We start from the raw sequence: 21,304 nt of genomic DNA, 5'->3' as shown, positions 1-21,304 counted from the left end.
AGTAGAAACACTGTGGCTTAGAGAGTTATCTCAGCGCAGCAGCAATACAGGCATGGTGGCTGTTCGAAGCATCGTCGTAGTCGTGCTTCCTACCAAAAACTGCCTGATGCGTGAATGCCCATAGGCACCCATGACCAGCAGATCAATGCCGTGCTCTGTCTGATAATCGTGCAGAGCCGACTCCACCTCACCTTGTCTGATTTCAGCTTGGACTAGGAAGCCAGCCGAGAGAAGCATGCTTTGTGCTTTTCCCAGTGCCTCGTGATTGCTCACCGAATCTGCACCGACCGTAACAAGATGAATGGGCAAGTCTTTGCAAAGCGAACTGGCGGCAAACATTTGGATGGTTTTGTAGGCTGTGGAGCTGCCGTCAAATGCGAGCATCACCTTTTCGGGCTTTTTATAGCTGTTGGCTGTGATCAGGATAGGCCGGTGAATTGTTCGCACTACAGCTTCTATCTGGCTGCCAAGGCTGTGCGCGTTGCGTGAGTTGTCTTCACCCACTCTTCCTATCACCAACAGTCGAATATCCTCCTGAAGGTCGCTCAGACTTTCTACCAAGTGTCCGTGGCGCTGCTTCAGCTCAGGAAACGCAGCGCCGGAAATGACCGTTCGCTCCCTGGCCTTTTCCAGCATGTGTTGGCCCTGTTCCAGAGCGAGTCTGGCGCGTTGGGCATCCAATGTAGCCAGCTCCTCCAGCAGATGCTCTCGACTGCCGAGACCAATATTTCCACTTAGGTCAGCTGCTGCTGGGTATTTCTCTTCATCCAATACGTGAAGCAAGGTAAGAGGCGCGTTGAGTCGCTGCGACGCCCATGCTGCGTAGTCGCAGACCGCCAATGAGGATTGTGAGTTATCAATACATGCCATTACGTGGGTCATTGTCGATCTCCTTAGTGGCTCATGAGCTTGTCGATGGCGCCAGGTTTGTCATGCACGCCAAAGCGGTCAACGATTGTGGCGCTGGCCTCATTTAGACCCAGCACTTCAACCTCGGCGCCCTCGCGACGGAACTTGATTACCACTTTATCCAGCGCGGCGACGGCGGTGATATCCCAGAAATGCGCCTGTGTCAGATCGATGGTGACCTTGTTGAGCGCTTCCTTGAAGTCAAAAACTTCGGTGAACTTGTCTGCCGAGCTGAAGAACACCTGGCCTACCACGCGGTAAGTCCGATGCGACTCCGTCTCTTCAAGACTGCTCTTGATATCGAGGTAATGTCCGACCTTGTTCGCAAAGAACAACGAAGCCAGCAGTACGCCGACCAACACGCCGTAAGCCAGATTATGCGTTGCCACGACCACCACAACGGTCGCGACCATGACGAGGTTGGTCGACAGTGGGTGCTCTTTCAGATTGCGCAAGGAATCCCAGCTAAAGGTGCCGATGGATACCATGATCATCACAGCAACCAATGCAGCCATCGGGATCTTGGAGAGCCATTCGCCGAGGAAAACGACCATCAGCAGCAAGAAAATGCCCGCGCACAATGTGGAGAGACGGGTACGTCCACCGGATTTCACGTTGATGATCGACTGGCCGATCATGGCGCAGCCTGCCATACCGCCGAGCATCCCGGCAGCGATGTTGGCAATGCCTTGACCCTTGCATTCACGGTTTTTGTTGCTGGTGGTATCGGTCAAATCGTCGACGATGGTCGCGGTCATCATGGACTCAAGCAGACCTACTACGGCCAAGGCGGCTGAGTACGGGAAGATGATGCGCAGAGTTTCAACGTTCAGCGGGACTTCAGGCCACAGGAAAATCGGCAGCGTGTCCGGCAGTTCGCCCATGTCACCCACAGTGCGGATATCCAGACCGAGGTAAATAGCAATGGCCGTCAGGGCCAGGATGCACACCAGCGGCGAGGGAATCAGCTTGCCGATCTTCGGTACATACGGAAACAGATAGATTATTCCGAGGCCCACTACGGTCATGGCGTAAACGTGCCAGGTCACGTTGGTCAATTCAGGTAACTGCGCCATGAAAATCAGAATCGCCAATGCATTCACAAAGCCTGTGACTACCGAGCGCGAAACAAAGCGCATCAGAGAGCCCAGTTTCAGGTATCCAGCGAGGATTTGAAGCGCCCCGCAGAGCAAGGTGGCTGCCAGCAAATACTGAAGCCCGTGATCTTTTACCAGGGTGACCATCAGCAGTGCCATCGCACCGGTAGCTGCCGAGATCATGCCGGGTCGACCGCCGACGAAGGCGATGACAGCACAGATACAGAAGGAGGCGTAGAGACCGACCTTGGGGTCGACGCCGGCAATGATAGAGAAAGCAATGGCCTCCGGGATCAGCGCGAGCGCGACCACGATCCCCGCGAGCACGTCTCCACGGACGTTGGAAAACCACGTTTGTTTGAGCGATTGCAGCATCAGAATATCCAAGGCAATGCACCACACGCACACCAGGCAGATGGCGAGCGCGTCGATACGAATTCAAGTTGTGAGGATTATTTGGCTGTGTGCCTTGGGTGTAAAAACCGGGCATACAGCAGTACGCGACCGCGAGCGAAACTAGCGGAAGCGAGATGTTGCGAGGGGGCGTAGCGCTAAGGCGGCGTAGGCTGCCAGTAGATCGTTTGGAGTACAGTCATGCTGGTGTTCCTGTAGCTCAAGAGGTATGGCTGAGCGATAAAGTATACAGTGAAGATATCGTCAAATGCGACCTGCTGCCTCGTTTGGGTCAGTTCTTCCAGCCGTGCTGATCTCCCTAGGGCAAGTCTTTCTAGATTAAACCGCGACGAACTCCGCTGTCAGGCAGTGTACACATGGTGGAGAGATCAATTCAGATCCTCCTGGGGTCGATAGAGAAATCGGAAAAAATCGTACGCTAAGCATTCGGCCTGTCAGGTTGAGGCCATAGAGATTGACGCCTTGGCGTCAGAAAATGCAGAAAGCGGCCCTAGTCTGACGCGGTGCCAGTGAACCGCCTGACGCCGAGTTGAAGCCGTAAACTCAGCAACCTTCGATCAACTCGCCGAACAGTTCCTTAACCTTTGCACGTGCCTCGACCAGCGCAACTTGGCCTTGCTCAGTGATCTCATAGACACGCCGTTCACGTCGCCCGGTGCGTTCGTGGCGTGAGGTCAAATAGCCCTTCTTTTCCAGCCCGTGCAGCATTGGGTATACCGTCCCGGCGCTCAGCTCGTAGCCGTGTCGTTGCAGTTCTTCGATGATTCCCAGTCCGAAGACGGGCTTCTCGGCTGCATGGTGAAGTATGTGCAGGCGGATCAACCCGCCGTACAGGTCTTTATCTGTCATTTTTCGTGCCTCACAGCGCGATACTCAACAGCCAACCCGCTGCACCGCTGCCGACGACAACTAGCCACGGCGGGAGCTTCCAGAACATCAGTGCGACAAGGGCGACCAGGGCCAAGACAAAGTCTTGCGGCTGAAATATGGCGCTAGTCCATACAGGGTGATAGAACGCGGCCAGCAGCAGGCCAACCACCGCCGCATTGACCCCAGCCAGCGCGGCTTGCATGCCTGTATTGCGACGCAGGCGCTCCCAAAATGGCATGGCTCCCACAACCAGCAGAAAAGAGGGTGCGAAGATAGCCAGTAGGCACACAATACCGCCGACCCAGCCAGAGGGAGCGGTGCTCATCGAAGCACCAAGGAACGCGGCGAATGTGAACAATGGGCCGGGCACCGCTTGAGCCGCCCCGTACCCCGCGAGGAAGGATTCATTACTGACCCAGCCGGAGGACACCACTTCGGCTTGCAGCAGCGGCAACACAACGTGGCCACCACCGAACACTAGTGACCCCACACGATAGAAGGCGTCCACTACCACCATCGTTGGACTTGGCAGCAATTTTGCCAAGATCGGTAGGCCAATCAGCAGGGCAAAAAATAACGATAGCCAAAGTGCGCCGGCCCGGTGACTGACCGTGATAGGTAGTGGGTCGTGCTCAACAGTATGTGCTGGCTTGAACAATAGTCGGCCTATGATGCCTGCGGCAGCAATCACACCAACCTGCCCCCACGCGGACGGTACGAGCAGGACAGCACAGGCGGCAATCGCCATTATTGTGACTCTCAGCCCATCCGTACACAGGTTGCGCGCCATGCCCCATACCGCTTGGGCGACTACGGCAACGGCCACCACTTTTAGGCCATGCAACGCGCCCGGCGAAACGGAATCCCCATAGTTGGAAATGCCCAGCGCGAACAGGATTAAAGCTACGGCCGAAGGCAGCGTAAAGCCTGTCCAAGCAGCCAGCGCCCCGCTATATCCAGCCCGTGATAGCCCCAACGCTATGCCGACCTGGCTGCTTGCTGGGCCTGGAAGAAATTGGCACAGCGCCACTAAATCAGCATAGCTGCGTTCAGACAACCAGCGCCGTCGTGTGACGAACTCGTCACGGAAATAGCCTAAGTGCACGATGGGGCCGCCGAAGGAGGTCAATCCAAGTCGTAGAAAAATAAGAAAAACCGACCATGGGCTGCGGTCATCGGTGGAGGTATTAGTCATGCGTTGGCCTACCTGATTTTCCACAGATTAATCCATAATAATCGAACTTCGATAACGAAATTCGATTTTATAGCTGCCCAAAACGACTGGAGTACCGTGCAATTCGTACTGGGTGTCGCAATGCAAGTAATCGATGTTGTGCTAGCCGCTGGTTTTGTCTGCTAGCACAGTTCATTAGCAAAACACGCTTGGCCTTAGCGTACGATTTTTTCCGTTTTCTCTATTGCCCCCCTCCTGGTCACTCCGAATGCAAATAACTGGTCAAGAATGCAGCCGGCTGGTCAATAACGGCGCCAATGGGTGGTCAAGTTGCGCAATGGTTTTATCGAGTCGGATGCCTGGGAAGAGGGCTCTGAACGGAGCTAGTCGGGCTTACGTTGGTTTTTGGTTCCATTGCTCCCCAAACCCCGTATTTTATTAACTCGTATGGCAAGTTTCACAGCCCCGCAAGGTGCTGTGAGCGCAGCGCCTGGAGCCAGGCGCGCGCCTTAAATGTTTAGCCTTCGACCAGGGCAACCATTTTTGCAGTAGTAAGATCAGCCTCGAATTCCTCGCCGCTGATCTCGTTCTTAAACCAGGCCAGGCCGGTTTCAGTTGGGCGCTTGGTCTGGATCAGCCGGCAAAGGTCGCCGTTGATTTCGACCTGGACAATAGCCTTCTTGATCTTGGTATGGTCTGCTTCTTTCGGCGTCTTCTTCCCGCCATCGCCGGCCCCATCCTCTCCGCCTTCTCCACCTTCATCGTCGTCATGCTCGGCGTCCGTCTTGCCGTTGAATGCGTCGATGGTATGAGGGTCGCGCTCGGTTCCCTCATCCAGAAACTCCCGCAACAGCTTGACGGAACCGCGTGTGATTTCCTGGTTCTCGTCTGCCAGCCAGTCGGCTACCTCTTGAGGCTTGTCCTTGTGGGCAGTTAGCAGCTCGTTCACCAGGGTAATGTCAGCGATACGGCCGCTATCGAACGCCTGAGCGATTACAGGGGGCAAATTGAGTAAGGCTGCGTGTTGCGTGATGTATGCCGGCGACTTGCCCCAGCGTTTGGCAATCTCGCCTTTTTTCATGCCTGACGCCAAACGCTGGTCAATGAGCTTGGCTATTTCTCGCGCCGTGTGACCCTCGCGCTGGATGTTCGCCACCACCTGGTCATCAGGCACAAAGTCGTTGTCCACGATTGCACGGATGGTCGTCCTATGTGCCCATTTGGAGCCACGATAGCGCCGCGCTCCATCGTTGATGATGTAGTGTCCTGGCTTGTCCGGGTTCTCCCGTACCGAAATTGGTTGCTTCACACCGCGAGCTTTAATGGTCGCTCCGATTTCAGCAATCATTTCAGGGCGAAAGCCTGGATTGTCTTCCAGCCGCGGTTGATGGGGATCTTCGTCAATCAGAGTAAGGTCCAGCTCCTTCAGAGCGCTTTCCTCAGCGGCCGCCTGAGTCTTCAGGAGGCCCGAAAGTTTCATACCACCCAATCCCATTCCGCCAGGCTTCTTCGGCGTCACAGCGGCTTCCTGGGGCTTCTTGTCGGTATTGGCGCTCATTGGATAACCTCCATCTTTTCAAACACGTACTGAGTCATTGCACAAATCTCTTTTGTCGCATCACGCGCAGCGGTTTTCTTGATTTCCCACACAGGAATTTGATTACCCAATGCCTCAGCGATGCTGTCACGTTGGCGGATGTCAAAAGGCATTACCAAGTCGGCATAGGCCTCGCGCAAGATCGCCATGTTTTCAACGTGACGCGGAATCTTGACGTTGTAGCGGTTCGGCAGCATTCCGAGGAATTGCAGGGCCGGGTTTGCTTCGCGCAGGTTCTGAATGACGGCCACCATTTTTTCCATGCCCTGCAGGCTGTATGGCTCCAGCTCCACCGGAGACATAACAAAATCAGCGCTCAACAGTGCCGATGCCATTACGTTGCTGAGGAATGGCGGCGTGTCGATCAGGCAAACATCGAAATACTGCGAAAGCGCCTCAACATGGGTGCGCAACAGCGTTGCAGCATCTTCCAGGTCAAGCTTTTCAATGTTGGCCAAGCGATCATCATTGTGAATCAGGGTGATACCCGAATTATCGCGGTCGGCAAAAAATGACAACACAAGGTCTGGCGAATCATCAAACATCTGGCTAGCGAACAGGCCGCACGCATGGGCCTCTAGGGTGTAGCTCGCGTTGCCCTGTGGATCGAGGTCGATCACAGCCACGCGCAGGCCACGGCGCGCACCATCGAACGCTAGGTGGCAGGTCGTCATGGTCTTCCCTTGCCCCCCCTTCTGAATCGCATTTGCCAGTGTCTTCATCTTCATTTTTAAGATTCCGTTTTTTTGTGTGCCTGTTCCCACTTCTTCACAATGAACGCCTGGTGCGCTGGAAGAATCGCCGTTACCCGCTCGTACCCGCTCGGGACCGCACTCTGCTCCTGGAACGCTGACCACACTCGCCGTACTGCCTGCGAGATTGCCCCCGCCGTCAATTTCAACTCCTGCGCGTAGTGCGCTTGAGGTTTGCCCAATACCAAAACCCCGTGCGCTATCTCCAGCGTCTGAGGCGATACATTCAGGTCTTTGGTTGTTTCCGCAAACTGGGCCTCGGTCATGGTTTTTTTGGTCATGGATCATACCCATAATTAGCTCCGCACCTGGCAAGTTGATCAAAGCGGTGTCCGCCGCTGCATGCCGATAAGTTTAGCTAAACTATAGTGTACGGTCAAGAATTTTAGCCGCTAAAAACCATTTATTTAGCTAAATAAAAAGGCCCCATAGGGCCTTTATCGTCATTTCTAAGATTTCTCGCTAACCGTCGGCTTGGTCAACCACAACCCAACACTTGGCGCCGTTTTGGTCGTCACCACCTTCGGCAATAAACACGTGACCACCTTCGTCTACGGCGTAAGCTCCAGGACGTTCATGAACCGCATCCCGTAGGCAGTTTTTCCATCCATACACTTCACCTTGCCAGACCAGCACAACACCATCACGGTGATCCTGGTTGCCTGCACGCCATTTGGCGACGGTTGCGTGTAGCGCGCGATAAGCTGATTCATTGTCGATTCCCTATCTGTTTGTAGGTAGATCCTGCCGACCCTTCGCGTGGTGAAATTGAGTTACTTAACGCCTTTGGGCTTGAACACCGACACAAAGAAGGTGAGTGCTACCAGGGCTGCGAAGTGCAGGGTAAATGTCCATCCTGCGTGGCTGCCTGGAGTGTCCCAGTGCCAAAGCATCAACACCCCTTGAAATACTACGTCGAGAGCCAGCAGCCAGCGTAGAACCGGCCAAACGAGCGCGACAACAACCCACAAAACCTTAACGGCCCCCGAGAAAGCCTTTTTAGTCGCACCAGGCCCGCTAGGCGCTTTTAGGGGTGCCGACTCAGGAACAGCATTAAGGGCCTCTTGGGCGCCTTCGCTACCTGGAAACTTGTATACGTTGTTAGCCATAACTTGACCCCTCCCATGCGATTGCATGAACATGCTACCTGCAAGCACCTGGCTTGGGCTTGATGTGTCCGCATCGGGTCAAGTGCCCCGGAGCAATCCGGGGCGCTTCAATCACCGTGGCGGATAAGCCAGGCTTTTTGCCTTCTCTACAGCTTCCGCTGAAAACTTCCCTTTGGCGTCACCTTCCAAGCTGCAAGCCGACAGGTTAGCTCGCTCTCTTAGCTGTTCCGCTTGGCGGGTCAGCAGTTGAGCCTTGTGCGTTGCTTCTGCCGCCTGGCGAGTCAACTCCTGAATGGTGTCTCGGCGCTGTTGCAGGTCTGTGGTTACAACCCCTGGCAGTAAATCAATCCAAGGCATAATACGCTGCTGATTCATCGGGTTCCGACTCCGGTCATTGACCTGGGCAAATTGCCCGGCCCTGAATTGCATTATAGGGCTTAAAGTCCTATTTTTCCATATTTATTTAGCTAAAGATCGGATTTTAGCCGCTAAAATTCTTATTTCTGGTGTCCAACCCATATGCGCTCTATGCCCGCCATATCGGCCAAAATAGCCCACGCGGCATAGGGAATATGTGCATCGCCGCCAGTCCAGCGGCGGATTTGTCTGCCACCATGAATGCCTAACAGTTTTGCAGCGTCGGCCCCACTAAGACCTCTTGGCGGATCAATTCGCAAAAGTATTTCCCGAACCTCTTCCGGGGTAGGCTGCTCCCAACCAGCCGCTGGCCGGAAACACTCCGGCCTAATGTCAAACCTGACAGTATCTGTCATTCGCTGTCTCTCTTTTCTATTCTGGTGTCCATCCGGGCTTTTGCCCTGGCCTGGTTGAGTCTTGTCTTTGCCGATTCAGCCCATTTCCGAACCTGGAACGCCTGGTGTGCAGGCAACACGGCATCGACCAACACAAAACCTGGGGGGAATGCTCACGTCTAATTTAGACAGTTCCCTATCCAGTATCTCAAGAATGCTTAGGTCATAGGAAATATGAGCCTCATGCAATTCCATCGTGTGCATACAGGCATTAAGTGGACTGCCGGAATAGCAAACCATCAGGTCATAATCCCCCACTTCATCCAGCCCCCGGCGCTTGAGGTCGTCGTGCTTCGCGATGGATCGAGCAAGCGTTACGCGGTATGTCTGTATTCGTGTTTCTAACTTCAACTTTCGCTTAATTGGCTCGCTCGTCAGACTGTCTAAATCAGCGCTAGAGTCGGGCACTGTACCCGCTGGTCGCGGCCCTACATCCTTTCCCCACGAGTACTGCGCCAGTAACTGCGCTATCGCCTCCTTGTCGGCTTCGTTGCGTACCTGGCTGGCCTTTTCGTTGAATGTCATTGGTCTGTCCCAGTAGAAAAAGCAAGCCCGGTGGTTAACCGGGCTTTTTGATCAGTCAATGGCGGTCAAAATGGCCTGCGCTTCCGCGTGCTCCAGCGCGAATTCTCGCAACTTGTGGTAAAGGTCAATGAACCGATCTGACTCGTTTTCAGGGATGCGTGCCGCCAAAAGACGGCCCAATACGAAAAGCATCAGCGTGACCCCCGCAGCCTCTGCACTCATGCGCTCGGAGCAATAATTATCTGCGATCACCACATGCTGCTCTTTGTCAGTGTCCAGCGCTGCAAAAAAGCCGCCGTTACTGAGGGTGTAAAAATTCCAGTACCCGCGCTGGTAGTTCTGCACGAAACGATCGGCATGGACGTACAGCAGGTTTTCACCGGCCATGAAGTATTTGCCGAAGTAGGTAGGGAAGAAGTCGAGGCGGTCAGCATCTGCAACGATGGTGGAGGTAACGGGGGTGCTTTCTTGATCTTGAATAATCATCGGTTTGTTCCGGTATTGACCTGAGCTACATGCCCGGCCTTCAGGAACAAGTATAGGGCTTAAAGCCCTATTCCGTCAAACTGTTTTAGTGGATTCTGTCGTTCTGCGAGTAATTTTCGCAGGGACTTACTACCCTCAAAATAGGCCGCTGCGAAGGCTTAGCATCCTTCGCCTGGAGCTGCGCCAGACGCTCTACAGACGCCGCCAGCCGATCTTTAAGGGCCTGGACTGCGCTAGTCCACTGATCCAAATCGTAAGCGGTGGCACGCTTGCAGGAGAGCAAGGCACTCTCATCCAATACGCGATTGGCGACTTCTTGCCAGCCCTGAACCTCACGCACTCCAACGCAAGCATGGTAGTGACTGTTTGCCAGGCGAAAAAGGCGATCAGTTTCAGTGCGCAGAACAGCAACTTTGACAGTATTCATCGGATGAACTCCGGTAAATGACCTGGGCAAACTGCCCGGCCTCTATGCATCAATATAGGGCTTTAAGCCCTATCTAGCAAGTAACTTTCGTGACTGATTGCTAACACTTGGGGGGCTTTCCGGCACTTCCCTTTGGTGTCCAACCTGCCTTGCACTCTCGAATGAGAACGAAAATACTGTCCATTTTTTGAATGGCTAAGGATCATATGGCTGTCGATTGGAAGACCGTAGGCTTACCGATATGACTGCAAGCTGGGACGCTTGAAAGACCAGGCCCTGGCACGGCTGTTGGTACAACGAAAGGCCAAATCCGCGCCCGACGCCTGGCGTTAGGAATTGCGGCATGTTCGGTCAATCAAGTAATTGAGCCTTTCCGTCACTTGTTAGGGGTCGAATCAGATCGCGTTATTGCCGCTCGATGCGGCGCGTCCATTTCCAGCGTGACAACCTATCGCGAATCTCTAGGCATCCCGGCGAAGCCTCGGCCAGTCCCGCTTACACGACAGCAACGTATCCCCTTAGATCATCCTGTGAGGCCCTACAAGGCGCTTCTCGACCTTGTCAGTGAAGGACATTGCGAATCTTGCAAGCGTGTCTCTCGCCACAGCCAAGGCATCGCGGGAGGCATTCGACTTCAAGCCTGCAGCACCATTGCCAGAAACTCCTGAACGGGCCTCGATACAGAATTATCAAGGCCCGTGGCTTGGGTACGAGTCATTATTTGGCAGCATCTCTGCGGCAAAAATCAGTAGGGCAGTGGGGGTGCCTATCTCAATCGTTGAACAACGACAGGCGTTCTTGGGTGTCACGCCATATCAGCGCCTATCGCGCGTAGATCGCTACGAGCATCTAGTAGGTGTCGTTCCCAACAATGTGTTGGCAAAACTTGCAGGCGTGTCACCAGCTCGCATTGCGGACATTCGCAAGCGCAAATACTCAAAACGCGAACCGTCTTAACACTTGAGGGGCCAATACACTTGGCCAGCCCTCCATCAGTCACCAACAACCTCAACAGCCTGACACTTGGGGGGCCGATTCGAACCGCTCTGTCAGTATCAGGTCAACAGCTCGGCACGGATCTGCATTAATTCCTACTGACACTTGGGGGGCTTTTTGATTAGGACGCACACACGGCCAGCACCTGGTCAACTCCAGCAAGCCCCGGCGGGCAGGATCTGCATCAACAATCGCTTAACACTTGGGGGGCTTTTTGACCTGGACGCACGCACGGCCAGCACCTGGTCGACTCCAGCAAGCCCCGGCCAGCAGAATCTGCATCAACAATCACTTAACACTTGGGGGGCTTTTTAACCTGGATGCACGCACGGCCAGCACCTGGTCAAACTCAAGCAAGCCCCGGCCGTCAGGATCTGCATCAACAATCGCTTAACACTTGGGGGGCCTTTTAACCTGGACGCACGCACGTTCACACTTGATGGACAGTGAGGCTTCTTTGATTAAATAAGGATTAGAAAAGGATTAGGACATATTTTCCATTCTGCGCTATCCCTTACTGCGCAAGGCCTACAGCCAATTTAACCCTGTGGATAGTGTGCACCGTATCCCATACTTTCGTGCATCGTATCCCACGTCGAAAAATACGTTTATCCAGCAAGCCCCGGCCAGCAGGATCTGCATTGACGTTCTGCCAACACTTGAGGGGCTTTTAATTCTAAAAGGCAGCTCGATGCTAGATCCGACCACCGACCAAGAACCCACCTCCCTTCTGGTGTACCCATCATGGGCCTCTAACGCGCAGGAAGCGTTTTAGTCTTGTGGTTTCTTGGAAGCGACGATGCAAAGGGGGCTTTTTCCCTTTGCGTAGCGAAGCGATCAAGGCGGCGCGAAGCGACGTTGACTGCCTTCGGGGTGAAGGACGCTTGCGGCCGAGGGGCGTAGCCCCTGGGGGGATGGGAGAGCCGCTTGCGGCTCGGGAGGGATCGAGAAGGGGGGTTTCCCCCCTTCGGCGCGGTTGGTTAAAAACAGGGTTTATAAATAAGGGTTTAAAGAAGGGGTTTAAGAGAAAGGGTTAGATGCACCACAAAAATGCTCGCAAACCATTGATTTTACAGGGGTTAACGCCAGAATGGCGGCCCCTCAAGTGTCGGTAGCCAGGCCCCTCAAGTGTCGGTACTTCTGCCCCTGATGTGTTAGGTCGGTCGCCCCTGATGTGTTAGCAAGCAGCCCCTCAAGTGTTAGTACAAAATGGCGGTTATCCACGCGGTTATCCACAAAAACGGTGGATAACACCCAGTTGGTTGCCGCGATTTCGATCAAAAAGGCTTGACCTGGGGTGCATAGAGAAAACGGAAATTTTCGTACGATAAGCCCTGCTGACAGTCCCAAACCCTTGCGTTGTGCAGTCGGTGTCCGAATGGAGTACACCTCACTCAGGCGTCAGGATGATTACTCGCCCCACGTCAGATTAGGGTCTATTTCTGCATTTTCTGACGCTGCAGCGTCCACCTCTACGACCTCAACCTGACACAGAACGCTTAGCGTACGAAAATTTCCGTTTTCTCTATTCGCCCCACCTGATGCCCAGCTCACGGTTTTAGCGATTCTGAGGCCGAAAAAAGGGGGGCTTAGCCCCCCAAGTGTTAAGTTCTGCCTTTTCCTGGCCCCTCAAGTGTTAGGAGTTGCCCGAATTGTCCCGCATTTGTCCCCATCACTAGCGAACGCAGTGGATGAAATCCTTCTCGACCCATGTTTTCTCAACCAGACCTATTTCCTCCAGCTCTTTGCATGCCTCCCTCGACTGCTCGGCCCATTTCTTCTTGCGGGTAGACTCTGATCCGCAGATGAGGCGGAACGTCTCCAGCTTGAGTGGGTAGGGGGTTGCGTGTGTCACGAAATAATCGAACATCCGGCGTGCGGTTGGGGAAAGGGTTCGGTACTTCGACCACATAACTTTCGAGTAATGATCGTTGGCAAACAGCACAACCAGATACGGGTCAAGCTGGGCCTTGCATACCGCTCTCTTTTGACCGTCTTTCTCTATGTCAAAGTCGCCTAGTAGTGAAAGGTTTTTAAGGGTGCTGTGCCGTGGGGATTTGATCGAAAAGCACGTTGCTTTGAGCCGCTTTAGACAGCTTAGCGCCCGGTTGTAATAGAACTTGTTGATGTGCCAACCAAGGTCGGTGCAGAGCTGGTAAAGCGTGAATTCCACATTCCGGCCCAGCGGTGAATGCTTCGCGTACTCTAGGATCTGCTGCCAAACCAATTCATCATCGTCTGCACGCAGCTCAATCCCGGTGTACGTGATTTCAATCTCTTGGTTGTAGTGGTAGATCAACTTGTCTTCGCATGCCGCTCTCTTTTGCCCCTTGTTCCTGGTAGTGAAGACAGCCGATCGGCCCCAGTCATTCGGGATAGCGCGTAGGTCGTCGTCCCACGGGGCTACTTGAAATAGCGACATTTCCATTTGTTGCATTTCAGTGATGGCCGCTACCATCTTTTCGTTGTTCTTCCGCTCTTGTACTGCATCCGCAATATCGTCAATTGGTGTCCGGGGTGATTTCTTGGATGTGCCTTTTGTGGGCAGGCCGGCAAGCTCTGGTTGCTTGCGTGTACTAAGGGCTGCGTCCAGGTGGTCGGCTACGGTGCGTTTCTTGGGGCGAGCGGCTACCGCGGCCGGCGCATCGCTTGCGCCTGGTGACGGTGTAGGGGCATCGAAATCAATCATGCTGGATTCGGTCACTGCTGTAGCAATAGCAGGAACCGATTGGACGCCAGGCAGGGAAGTCGCTGCAACATAAACAGACTTTGCAGCCTGCAACGCTGCCTCTTCGGGCGACAGCCCGGTTTTCACCAGCTCCGCAATGTGCTTTCGAGCGGCGTTTGTTAGGTCGGCCATTGTCACTCCTTTACATATAAACAGCCGGCTAAATCCGGCTATGTCACCCCGTGCCGTGCAAATCTTACTCGCCTGTGCCAGCGGGATCACGCGCAATAGAAAAATAGCGTTTACCGAAACTACGCACAAAATGTAAGATGGCCGTTATACGGGGAGACGATTTGCTAACCAAAGGATACTTTAGCTAAAGAATCTTCAACGGTCAAGAATTTTAGCGGCTAAAATTAGCCCTGCATCGAGGCACCGACCGACTGTGCATAATGCCATTTTTTTTACTAACGTCCTGCGTTTGCTGGGTGAGCGGGGCATGACCAAGCATGAGCTAGCCAAGCTCACGGGCGTCTCTATTTCTGTTCTATCTGAGATTACAAACGGGAAGGGCAACCCCACCCTAAAGACCCTTGCGGCCATTGCTGAAGCCCTGCAAACGCCATTGCCCATGCTTTTGGAGTCCACCGACTTAGATAGCAAGGTTCTGGACGATGCCGCAGGGACTCATGTGCCATCAAGCCTACCACCCGGCTACTGTCGTTATTGCGCGACTCTGACCAATCATCAGGCGTTCCAGGTGCGTAAGTGGCACGAGTACAATGTTGCAAAGATCCGGGAAAAATCTAACGCGCCATAACATCAAAAATTTTAGCGGCTAAAACCAAGGCTCCTAACAAGGGGTCTTTTTTTTCAGCCCTGATTGGTGTTTGGCACAACCGGTCGCCTGCCTGGCGCAAGCGGTCGGTGTTTTATGAATAGCGCGGGATGCGTGCAGCGATAAAGTCACGGAAGACAAAGTGAAGTTTTTTATCATTGATAAAAACGATGCTGCGTTATTGCCCTTAACTATGTTTCGGTATATCGTTTGCCACATTCGCACCTGTGACGAATTTGGAGCAAACGATGAGTGAACAAAACACCGACCAGGAAACGGTCAAAAAGCGCGTTACCGAGCGCCTACGTCGCGACCTGGGGCCTTTGGTTGAGGGTGCGCTAAACGACCCAAAAACTACCGATATCCTGCTTAATGCGGATGGGCAGCTCTGGCTGAAACGATTGGGTGAGCCAACCCGTGTCATCGGGACGATGGAGGCATGGCGCGCAACGTCAGTCATAAAGACGCTCGCCGGTCTGCTCGGTAAAACCGTTGGGGCAAAAGAGCCAATCCTTGACGGCGAATTGCCTTTCGGCAATGAACGATTTGCCGGCCAGCTCCCGCCAGTGGTTTCGTCTCCGTGCTTTGCGATCCGTAAACCCGCCATCACGGTCTTCCCGCTCGACAGCTATGTCGAACAGGGGATCATGACTCAAACGCAATGTGACGCCATCAAGAAGGCTGTACGCGACCACAAGAACATTCTTGTGGTCGGTGGAACCGGCTCGGGCAAGACAACTCTCATCAACGCCGTTATTCAAGAAATGGTCGATAACGACCCGAATGAACGTGTGTTCATCATTGAAGACACGGGCGAAATCCAGTGTTCCGCCATTAACTGCGTTCAGTACCACACCACGCTTGAAGTCAGCATGACTGACTTGCTCAAAACGACCCTCCGGATGCTGCCTGATCGCATCATCGTCGGTGAAGTCCGTGGTTCAGAGGCACTCGACCTCTTGGACTCCTGGAACACCGGCCATGACGGCGGCGCGGGCACGCTCCACGCAAACAGCGCTGAATCTGCCTTGCAACGCCTCAAGTCCCTCGTCACCCGCAACAAGCACGCTCCATCCGATATTGAACCGCTGATTGCTGAGGCGGTTCACGTAATCGTGCAAATCAACCGGAAGTCAGAAGTCCGCCGAGTAGAAGCGATTCTCGAAATCGTCGGATATGAAAACGGCAACTACATCACCAACACCCTCTAGGAGTAACACCCATGCAAAACAAAACTTCCCGCGTTAACAACAAGGCACTTTTCGCCGCAGGTGCAGCGCTGATTATGCTTCTGAGCGCTCATCCCGCATTCGCGTCCAGCACCGCTGGGGGCGGTCTTCCTTTTGATGACTGGTTTACAACCATCCGCTCGTCCATCACGGGGCCATTCGCCTTTACCGCGGCGATTGTCGGCCTAGTTGGTGCCGGTGCCACGTTGATTTTCGGCGGAGATATGAACGGTTTCCTGCGCACCTTGATCTTCATCGTCCTAGTGTTGTGCTTCATCGTCGCAGCACAAAACACCTTGTCGGCAATCACCGGCCAAGGCGCTGAAATCACCGCTGCGCAGGATATGGCTGCGAAGTCTGCCGGCTGGATCACCAGCAAGGTCGAGGCTGTTCACTCGGCTACTGCTCGCTTGGTAGTAGGAGCGTAAACCCCATGGCACTACGCAAGATCCCTATTCGTCGGGCCGGCAATCGCCATAACCTTTTCATGGGTGGGGATCGTGAAATGGTTATGTTCAGCGGTTTGCTGGCCGCCATCTTGGTCTTTGCTGCGCAAGACTGGCTGGCCTTTTTCCTGGGCGTTGGCATGTGGTTCGCCTCGCTTTGGATGCTGCGCAAGATGGGCAAATCTGACCCTCTTATGCGCTTTGTCTATCTGCGCAACCGCCGATACAAGCCCTTTTACCCGCCGCGTGCCACTCCCTTCCGCGAAAACGGCACCTCTCAAGGGAAGCAATACAAATGATTGAATCACTGCTCATCTCAATTGCGGTCGTGGGCGTCCTGTTGGTGCTGTTTTTGCTCTCGCAGGTACGCAAGGTCAATGAAGACCTTCGACTCAAAAAACATCAGTCCACCGAAGCTGGCCTTGCCGATCTTCTCAATTACGCTGCTGTCGTCGATGACGGCGTGATTGTTGGCAAGAACGGTTCTTTCATGGCTGCGTGGCTGTACAAAGGATCTGACAACGCCAGTGCAACCGATGTAGAGCGGGAAATGAACTCGTTCCGCATCAACCAGGCGCTGGCCAACATGGGCAGTGGCTGGATGGTTCACGTCGATGCAGTCCGTAGGCCAGCTCCGAACTACAGCCATCCAAACCAATCGAATTTCCCTGACCCGGTATCGGCAGCAATTGACGAAGAACGTCGCCGTACCTTTGAAGGGCTGGGTAATTTGTACGAAGGTTTTTTTATCATCACCGTAACGTGGTTCCCGCCAATGCTTGCCGAGCGCAAGTTTGTCGAGCTGATGTTCCATGACGATTCAGACAAGCCAAACAACAAAGCACGCACGCATCACTTGATCGACTTCTTCAAAAAAGAGGTCAAAAACATCGAATCGCGCATGTCCTCCGCTGTGTCCATGGAGCGCCTGCGTGGTCAAAAAATGATGAATGAGGACGGGTCAACCGTCACCCATGATGAGTTCCTGCAATGGCTCCAGTTCTGCGTTACCGGCATAAATCATGCCGTGATGCTGCCAACCAATCCGATCTACATCGACAATCTGATTGGGGGCAAAGAGCTGTATACCGGCGTAACGCCAAAGCTGGGCCGCAAATTCATCCAGGTAGTCGCCATTGAGGGGTTCCCTCTGGAGTCCTCGCCCGGAATCCTGACGCGCCTTGCTGAGCTGCCTGTTGAATATCGCTGGTCGAACCGTTTCATCTTCATGGATCACCATGAGGCTGTGTCGCACCTGGAGAAGTTTCGCAAGAAATGGAAGCAGAAGATCCGGGGGTTCTTTGACCAGGTATTCAACACCAACGGCGGCACTGTCGATGAGGATGCCGTTTCTATGGTGGCCGATGCTGCATCGGCTATTGCTGAAACCAATAGCGGCATGGTTGCGCAAGGCTTCTATACCAGTGTCGTAGTACTGATGGACGAAAGTCGGTCAGTGGTGGAAACGGCCGCGCTCCAGCTTGAAAAGGCTATCAACGCGATGGCGTTCACCGCTCGCGTCGAAACCATCAACACCATGGATGCCTTCATGGGTTCACTGCCAGGCCACGGCGTAGAGAACGTGCGCCGGCCTCTCATCAATACGATGAACCTGGCCGACTTGATCCCGACAAGCACCATCTGGACCGGCGAGAACTTCGCACCTAACCCACTGATGCCGCCTAACTCGCCGCCGCTGATGCACGGGCTTACCAGTGGTAACTCGCCTTTCCGAGTCAACATTGATGTGCGCGACTTGGGGCACACCATCATGTTTGGCCCGACTCGGGCGGGTAAGTCTACGCACCTGGCAATCCTCGCCATGTCATGGCGCCGATACTCCAATGCCAGGCTGTTTACATTCGACAAGGGTATGTCGATGTATCCGAGCTGCAAGGCTGCTGGGGGGGCTCACTACGTTGTGGCAGGGGCCGGCGAAAAGCTCGCTTTCGCTCCCTTGTCCAACCTGGTGACTCGCTCGCGCCGTGCATGGGCAATGGGCTGGATTGACGACCTGCTGGCATTGAACGGCCTCAAGACCACGCCAGAACAGCGCAACCTAATTGCCGAAACCATTATTGAAATGGGCACGGTCGAGGAAAAAGAAGGGCGTCCGGGAACGCTGTCTGAATTCACCGCGAAAGTTCAGGACATTGACATTCGGGCGGCACTCAAGGACTACACCATTGACGGCCTTATGGGTCACTTGCTCGATGCGGAAGAGGATCAGCTCTCTATTTCCGACTTCATCACTTTTGAAATCGAACACCTGATGGACTTGGGGGATCGCTACGCGCTGCCAGTCTTGCTTTACCTGTTCATGCGAATTCAAGAAGCGCTGGATGGTCGGCCAACCCTGATTATTCTCGATGAGGCTTGGCTAATGCTGGGTCACGATGTGTTCCGCGAGAAAATCCGCGAGTGGCTTAAAACCCTGGCAAAGAAAAACTGCCGCGTACTGATGGCAACTCAGAACCTTTCTGACGCCTCTCAATCGGGGATTCTGGACGTCATTGTTGAATCCACGGCCACCAAAATCTACCTGCCGAATATGTATGCGCGTGATGAAGCAGCGACCGCGCTTTACCTCCGCATGGGCCTCAACCTGCGCCAGATTGAAATCATCGCTACTGCCCAGCAAAAGCGCGATTACTACCTGGTATCTGAGAAAGGCCGCCGCCTATACAGCCTTGCACTAGGCCCGCTGGCTCTCTCCTTCGTCGGTGCGACCGGCCCAGACGACATAGCAATCATAAAGAAGCTAGAGGAACAGCACGGCGATTCGTGGGTGCATGTGTGGCTCCGCGACCGTGGCTTGAGCCTTGATAACTACAGGAGTGCAGCATGAGCATTTTCAATCGCCGCAAAGACGCGGAAACAGAAGTAGCCGGCGCAACTTTAGCCGCTAAAGAGAAAGTCAATAATCCGTATCTCAATGCTCGCCGTTCGTGGAATGGGCATGTGATGGGAGTTATGTCTTCTCTCCAGGTATGGCAGACCGTGGGGATCGTTTCCCTGCTAATTGTCATGGGGGCAGTAGGCGGCATTGCTCACATTGGCGCGCAATCAAAGATCATTCCTATGGTGTTCCAACAAGATGCCTCGGCCAACACGGTTTCCGTGACTTTGCTGGATCGGGTGCCTGATGCAGTTCTGACCGACTACCAAGCAGCGGTGACAAACTTCATCAGCAACACACGGTTGGTAACTCCAGATGTAAGCCTCCAGCGAAAAGCCGTGCTGGCCTCTTATGCGTACCTTGCCCCGCAAGATCCGGCAACGATGAAAGCCAATGAATTCCTCAATGGCTCCCCTGAGCGGAACCCGTTCAAGCGCGCGGAAAACGAAACCGTGTCGGTTGAGATTCGATCTGCTCTGCCACAAACCAAAGACACCTGGCAGGTGGATTGGACTGAGACAGTTCGCAGCCGAGACGGCTCGCTCAAAGGCACACCGTACAACATGCGAGCGCTCATCAACGTCTATCAAAACAAAGATATGTCAGTAGACAGAAACACTTTTGTGAACGGGCACTTCATCTTCATTCGCGACTTTAACTGGTCGAAACAACTTTAATCCTGGGGCGGACACTCCATATGAAAAAGACACTGATTTCCTCGTTAATTGCCGGCGTTCTTTTGCCAGGTTTTGTACAAGCAGCCGACAGCCAAGCGGATATGGCAAACAAGTATTTTGCCCCGGACACTGTGAAGCTGACCCCGCAGGAGCAAAAAGCTATCGGGATCGGCAAAAAATGGCAGACCGGCCAAGCGACTAGCAACGCGACACCAGGCGGCGACGGCGCCATTACCTTCCTGTATGGCAGTGGGCAAACCCAAGTGGTCTGCGCTGTGCTCCAGGTCTGCGATATCTCCCTGCAGCCTGGTGAGCAGTTCAACACGCTGAACGGTGGCGACCCTCGTTTCACCGTAGAGCCTGGCATCAGCGGCTCCGGTGCAGACCAAACCGTTCACTTGATATTGAAGCCGCTGGACGTGGGCCTGGATACCGCGCTGGTCGTGATGACCGACCGCCGCACTTACCATTTCCGTCTGCGTTCAACTCGCAATGAAAGCATGCCTTACGCGCGCTTCATGTATCCCGAAGATGCTGCTGCCAAGTGGGCGTCGATCCGGAATGCCGAGGCTAAAGACCGTCACGACAACACGATTCCGCAAACCCGGGAATACCTGGGCAACTTGGACTTTAACTATTCCATCGACGGCAAGGCGCGCTGGAAGCCAGTGCGTGTGTACAACGACGGCACGAAAACCATCATTGAAATGCCGGATGGCATGCGTCAAAGCGAGTCTCCAACCTTGCTGGTAGTACGTCGCGACGGCGGCATTTTCCGCGATGCTGAAACGCAAATGGTCAACTACCGCGTCCAGGGCAATCGCTATGTGGTGGACACGATTTTCGACAAGGCAATTCTGGTTGCCGGCGTCGGATCGAGCCAGGACAAAATCACCATTGAGCGGGAGGCCAAGTGATGCGCAAAGTTCTCATGATCTCGGCACTTATCGCCGGCTTGAGTGGGTGCGCAACAAATTCCCCATACGGGAATTATTCAGCAGCCCCGGCCGCGCATGACAAAAACATGGCGAGCGACACCGTTGCGCACCTGGTCACTATGTATCCGCCTGCGCGGACTCGCTTGAACATCATGCAGCCCACCGAAGATGCCTACGGAACGGCCTTGGTAGCGCTTCTGCGCGGTCGTGGCTACTCCGTGAACGAGTACGCGCCAGAAGCTGCCAAAAAGGCGCAACCGGCTACTCAGGCGGCTTTCTCTCCCGGTGTAGACCTCCGCTATGTAGTTGGCTCGCTCGCACCTGCCGCAGACCTGTACCGGGTCACGGTCGTGGTGGGCAATCAGCCGATCAGCCGAGCCTACATTCCACAAAAAAACGGGACTGTCGCAGCGGCGGGTTCCTGGGCGCGCAAGGAGTAAT

The 21,304-nt window shown here is 54.2% G+C and carries 23 protein-coding genes; 9 read left to right on the top strand and 14 right to left on the bottom strand.

All coding sequences use genetic code 11. The annotated features are described in order from the left end of the window. Positions 1-30: 30 nt before the first annotated feature. The 13 genes from BFC21_RS26680 to BFC21_RS26615 form a co-directional block, all read right to left on the bottom strand. A complete protein-coding gene (locus BFC21_RS26680) occupies positions 31-882 on the bottom strand; it encodes a universal stress protein (RefSeq protein ID WP_017735064.1) in 852 nt (283 codons plus the stop codon). An 11-nt stretch (positions 883-893) separates the two neighbouring features. Further along, positions 894-2,381 carry a SulP family inorganic anion transporter gene (locus BFC21_RS26675; protein WP_017735063.1) on the bottom strand — a complete coding sequence of 496 codons (1,488 nt, stop codon included), beginning with the start codon at positions 2,379-2,381 and terminating at the stop codon, positions 894-896. 582 nt (positions 2,382-2,963) lie between these two features. Continuing rightward, positions 2,964-3,269 carry a PadR family transcriptional regulator gene (locus BFC21_RS26665; protein ID WP_017335982.1) on the bottom strand — a complete coding sequence of 102 codons (306 nt, stop codon included), beginning with the start codon at positions 3,267-3,269 and terminating at the stop codon, positions 2,964-2,966. A 10-nt stretch (positions 3,270-3,279) separates the two neighbouring features. Then, positions 3,280-4,485 carry a chromate efflux transporter gene (chrA, locus tag BFC21_RS26660; RefSeq protein ID WP_017735062.1) on the bottom strand — a complete coding sequence of 402 codons (1,206 nt, stop codon included), beginning with the start codon at positions 4,483-4,485 and terminating at the stop codon, positions 3,280-3,282. A gap of 496 nt (positions 4,486-4,981) precedes the next feature. Then, entirely contained in the window at positions 4,982-6,022 is a 1,041-nt protein-coding gene (locus BFC21_RS26655; protein ID WP_120266787.1) for a ParB/RepB/Spo0J family partition protein, read from the bottom strand. Continuing rightward, the gene (locus BFC21_RS26650; protein WP_238939195.1) at positions 6,019-6,789 is read right to left on the bottom strand and encodes a ParA family protein; all 771 of its coding nucleotides are present in this window, start codon (positions 6,787-6,789) and stop codon (positions 6,019-6,021) included. The genes BFC21_RS26655 and BFC21_RS26650 overlap by 4 nt, the downstream gene beginning before the upstream one ends. Positions 6,790-6,791: 2 nt before the next feature. Next, positions 6,792-7,094 carry a TrfB-related DNA-binding protein gene (locus BFC21_RS26645; protein ID WP_120266786.1) on the bottom strand — a complete coding sequence of 101 codons (303 nt, stop codon included), beginning with the start codon at positions 7,092-7,094 and terminating at the stop codon, positions 6,792-6,794. Between the two features lie 181 nt (positions 7,095-7,275). Next, complete coding sequence (locus tag BFC21_RS27680; RefSeq protein ID WP_120266785.1) at positions 7,276-7,533, bottom strand: antirestriction protein ArdR; 258 nt, start codon at positions 7,531-7,533, stop codon at positions 7,276-7,278. A gap of 53 nt (positions 7,534-7,586) precedes the next feature. Next, positions 7,587-7,922 carry a KleE stable inheritance protein gene (gene kleE, locus BFC21_RS26635; protein WP_120266803.1) on the bottom strand — a complete coding sequence of 112 codons (336 nt, stop codon included), beginning with the start codon at positions 7,920-7,922 and terminating at the stop codon, positions 7,587-7,589. A gap of 111 nt (positions 7,923-8,033) precedes the next feature. Further along, positions 8,034-8,297: a stable inheritance protein KleA gene (kleA, locus tag BFC21_RS26630; RefSeq protein WP_120266802.1), complete on the bottom strand. Its 264-nt coding sequence runs from the start codon at positions 8,295-8,297 to the stop codon at positions 8,034-8,036. A 473-nt stretch (positions 8,298-8,770) separates the two neighbouring features. Beyond that, positions 8,771-9,259 (bottom strand): hypothetical protein, encoded by a 489-nt coding sequence (locus tag BFC21_RS27370; RefSeq protein WP_162939417.1) that lies wholly within the window; start codon positions 9,257-9,259, stop codon positions 8,771-8,773. Positions 9,260-9,310: 51 nt separating this feature from the next. Beyond that, positions 9,311-9,745 (bottom strand): antirestriction protein, encoded by a 435-nt coding sequence (locus BFC21_RS26620; RefSeq protein WP_120266783.1) that lies wholly within the window; start codon positions 9,743-9,745, stop codon positions 9,311-9,313. Between the two features lie 85 nt (positions 9,746-9,830). After that, entirely contained in the window at positions 9,831-10,172 is a 342-nt protein-coding gene (locus BFC21_RS26615; RefSeq protein ID WP_120266782.1) for a hypothetical protein, read from the bottom strand. A gap of 558 nt (positions 10,173-10,730) precedes the next feature. Between BFC21_RS26615 and BFC21_RS26610 the strand changes: the two genes are divergently transcribed. Then, positions 10,731-11,129 carry a hypothetical protein gene (locus BFC21_RS26610; RefSeq protein WP_238939196.1) on the top strand — a complete coding sequence of 133 codons (399 nt, stop codon included), beginning with the start codon at positions 10,731-10,733 and terminating at the stop codon, positions 11,127-11,129. Positions 11,130-12,843: 1,714 nt separating this feature from the next. Here the strand turns inward: BFC21_RS26610 and trfA are convergent. Then, positions 12,844-14,028 carry a plasmid replication initiator TrfA gene (trfA, locus tag BFC21_RS26605; RefSeq protein WP_086799771.1) on the bottom strand — a complete coding sequence of 395 codons (1,185 nt, stop codon included), beginning with the start codon at positions 14,026-14,028 and terminating at the stop codon, positions 12,844-12,846. 253 nt (positions 14,029-14,281) lie between these two features. Between trfA and BFC21_RS26600 the strand changes: the two genes are divergently transcribed. The 8 genes from BFC21_RS26600 to BFC21_RS26565 all read left to right on the top strand — a co-directional run bounded on the left by BFC21_RS26600 (position 14,282) and on the right by BFC21_RS26565 (position 21,303). Next, positions 14,282-14,656 (top strand): transcriptional regulator, encoded by a 375-nt coding sequence (locus BFC21_RS26600; RefSeq protein ID WP_120266781.1) that lies wholly within the window; start codon positions 14,282-14,284, stop codon positions 14,654-14,656. 266 nt (positions 14,657-14,922) lie between these two features. Then, positions 14,923-15,885, top strand: coding sequence for a P-type conjugative transfer ATPase TrbB (gene trbB / locus BFC21_RS26595; protein WP_120266780.1), 963 nt, complete (start codon positions 14,923-14,925; stop codon positions 15,883-15,885). Between the two features lie 11 nt (positions 15,886-15,896). Continuing rightward, positions 15,897-16,331 carry a TrbC/VirB2 family protein gene (locus BFC21_RS26590; protein ID WP_120266779.1) on the top strand — a complete coding sequence of 145 codons (435 nt, stop codon included), beginning with the start codon at positions 15,897-15,899 and terminating at the stop codon, positions 16,329-16,331. A 5-nt stretch (positions 16,332-16,336) separates the two neighbouring features. Next, a complete protein-coding gene (locus BFC21_RS26585) occupies positions 16,337-16,648 on the top strand; it encodes a conjugal transfer protein TrbD (RefSeq protein ID WP_086799782.1) in 312 nt (103 codons plus the stop codon). Continuing rightward, the gene (locus tag BFC21_RS26580; RefSeq protein WP_120266778.1) at positions 16,645-19,197 is read left to right on the top strand and encodes a conjugal transfer protein TrbE; all 2,553 of its coding nucleotides are present in this window, start codon (positions 16,645-16,647) and stop codon (positions 19,195-19,197) included. Before BFC21_RS26585 ends, BFC21_RS26580 begins: the two co-directional genes overlap by 4 nt. After that, complete coding sequence (locus tag BFC21_RS26575; protein WP_120266777.1) at positions 19,194-19,925, top strand: VirB8/TrbF family protein; 732 nt, start codon at positions 19,194-19,196, stop codon at positions 19,923-19,925. Before BFC21_RS26580 ends, BFC21_RS26575 begins: the two co-directional genes overlap by 4 nt. Positions 19,926-19,945: 20 nt before the next feature. Further along, positions 19,946-20,842 (top strand): P-type conjugative transfer protein TrbG, encoded by an 897-nt coding sequence (trbG, locus tag BFC21_RS26570; protein WP_086799791.1) that lies wholly within the window; start codon positions 19,946-19,948, stop codon positions 20,840-20,842. Beyond that, entirely contained in the window at positions 20,842-21,303 is a 462-nt protein-coding gene (locus BFC21_RS26565; protein WP_120266776.1) for a conjugal transfer protein TrbH, read from the top strand. Before trbG ends, BFC21_RS26565 begins: the two co-directional genes overlap by 1 nt. The last annotated feature ends 1 nt before the right edge of the window (position 21,304 follow it).

The sequence above is a fragment of the Pseudomonas sp. TMW 2.1634 genome, assembly GCF_001703595.1.
GTDB classification, from domain to species: Bacteria; Pseudomonadota; Gammaproteobacteria; order Pseudomonadales; family Pseudomonadaceae; genus Aquipseudomonas; species Aquipseudomonas fragi.
The sequence above is the reverse complement of the archived record's forward strand: the minus strand, read 5'-3'. Positions and strand labels throughout refer to the sequence as shown.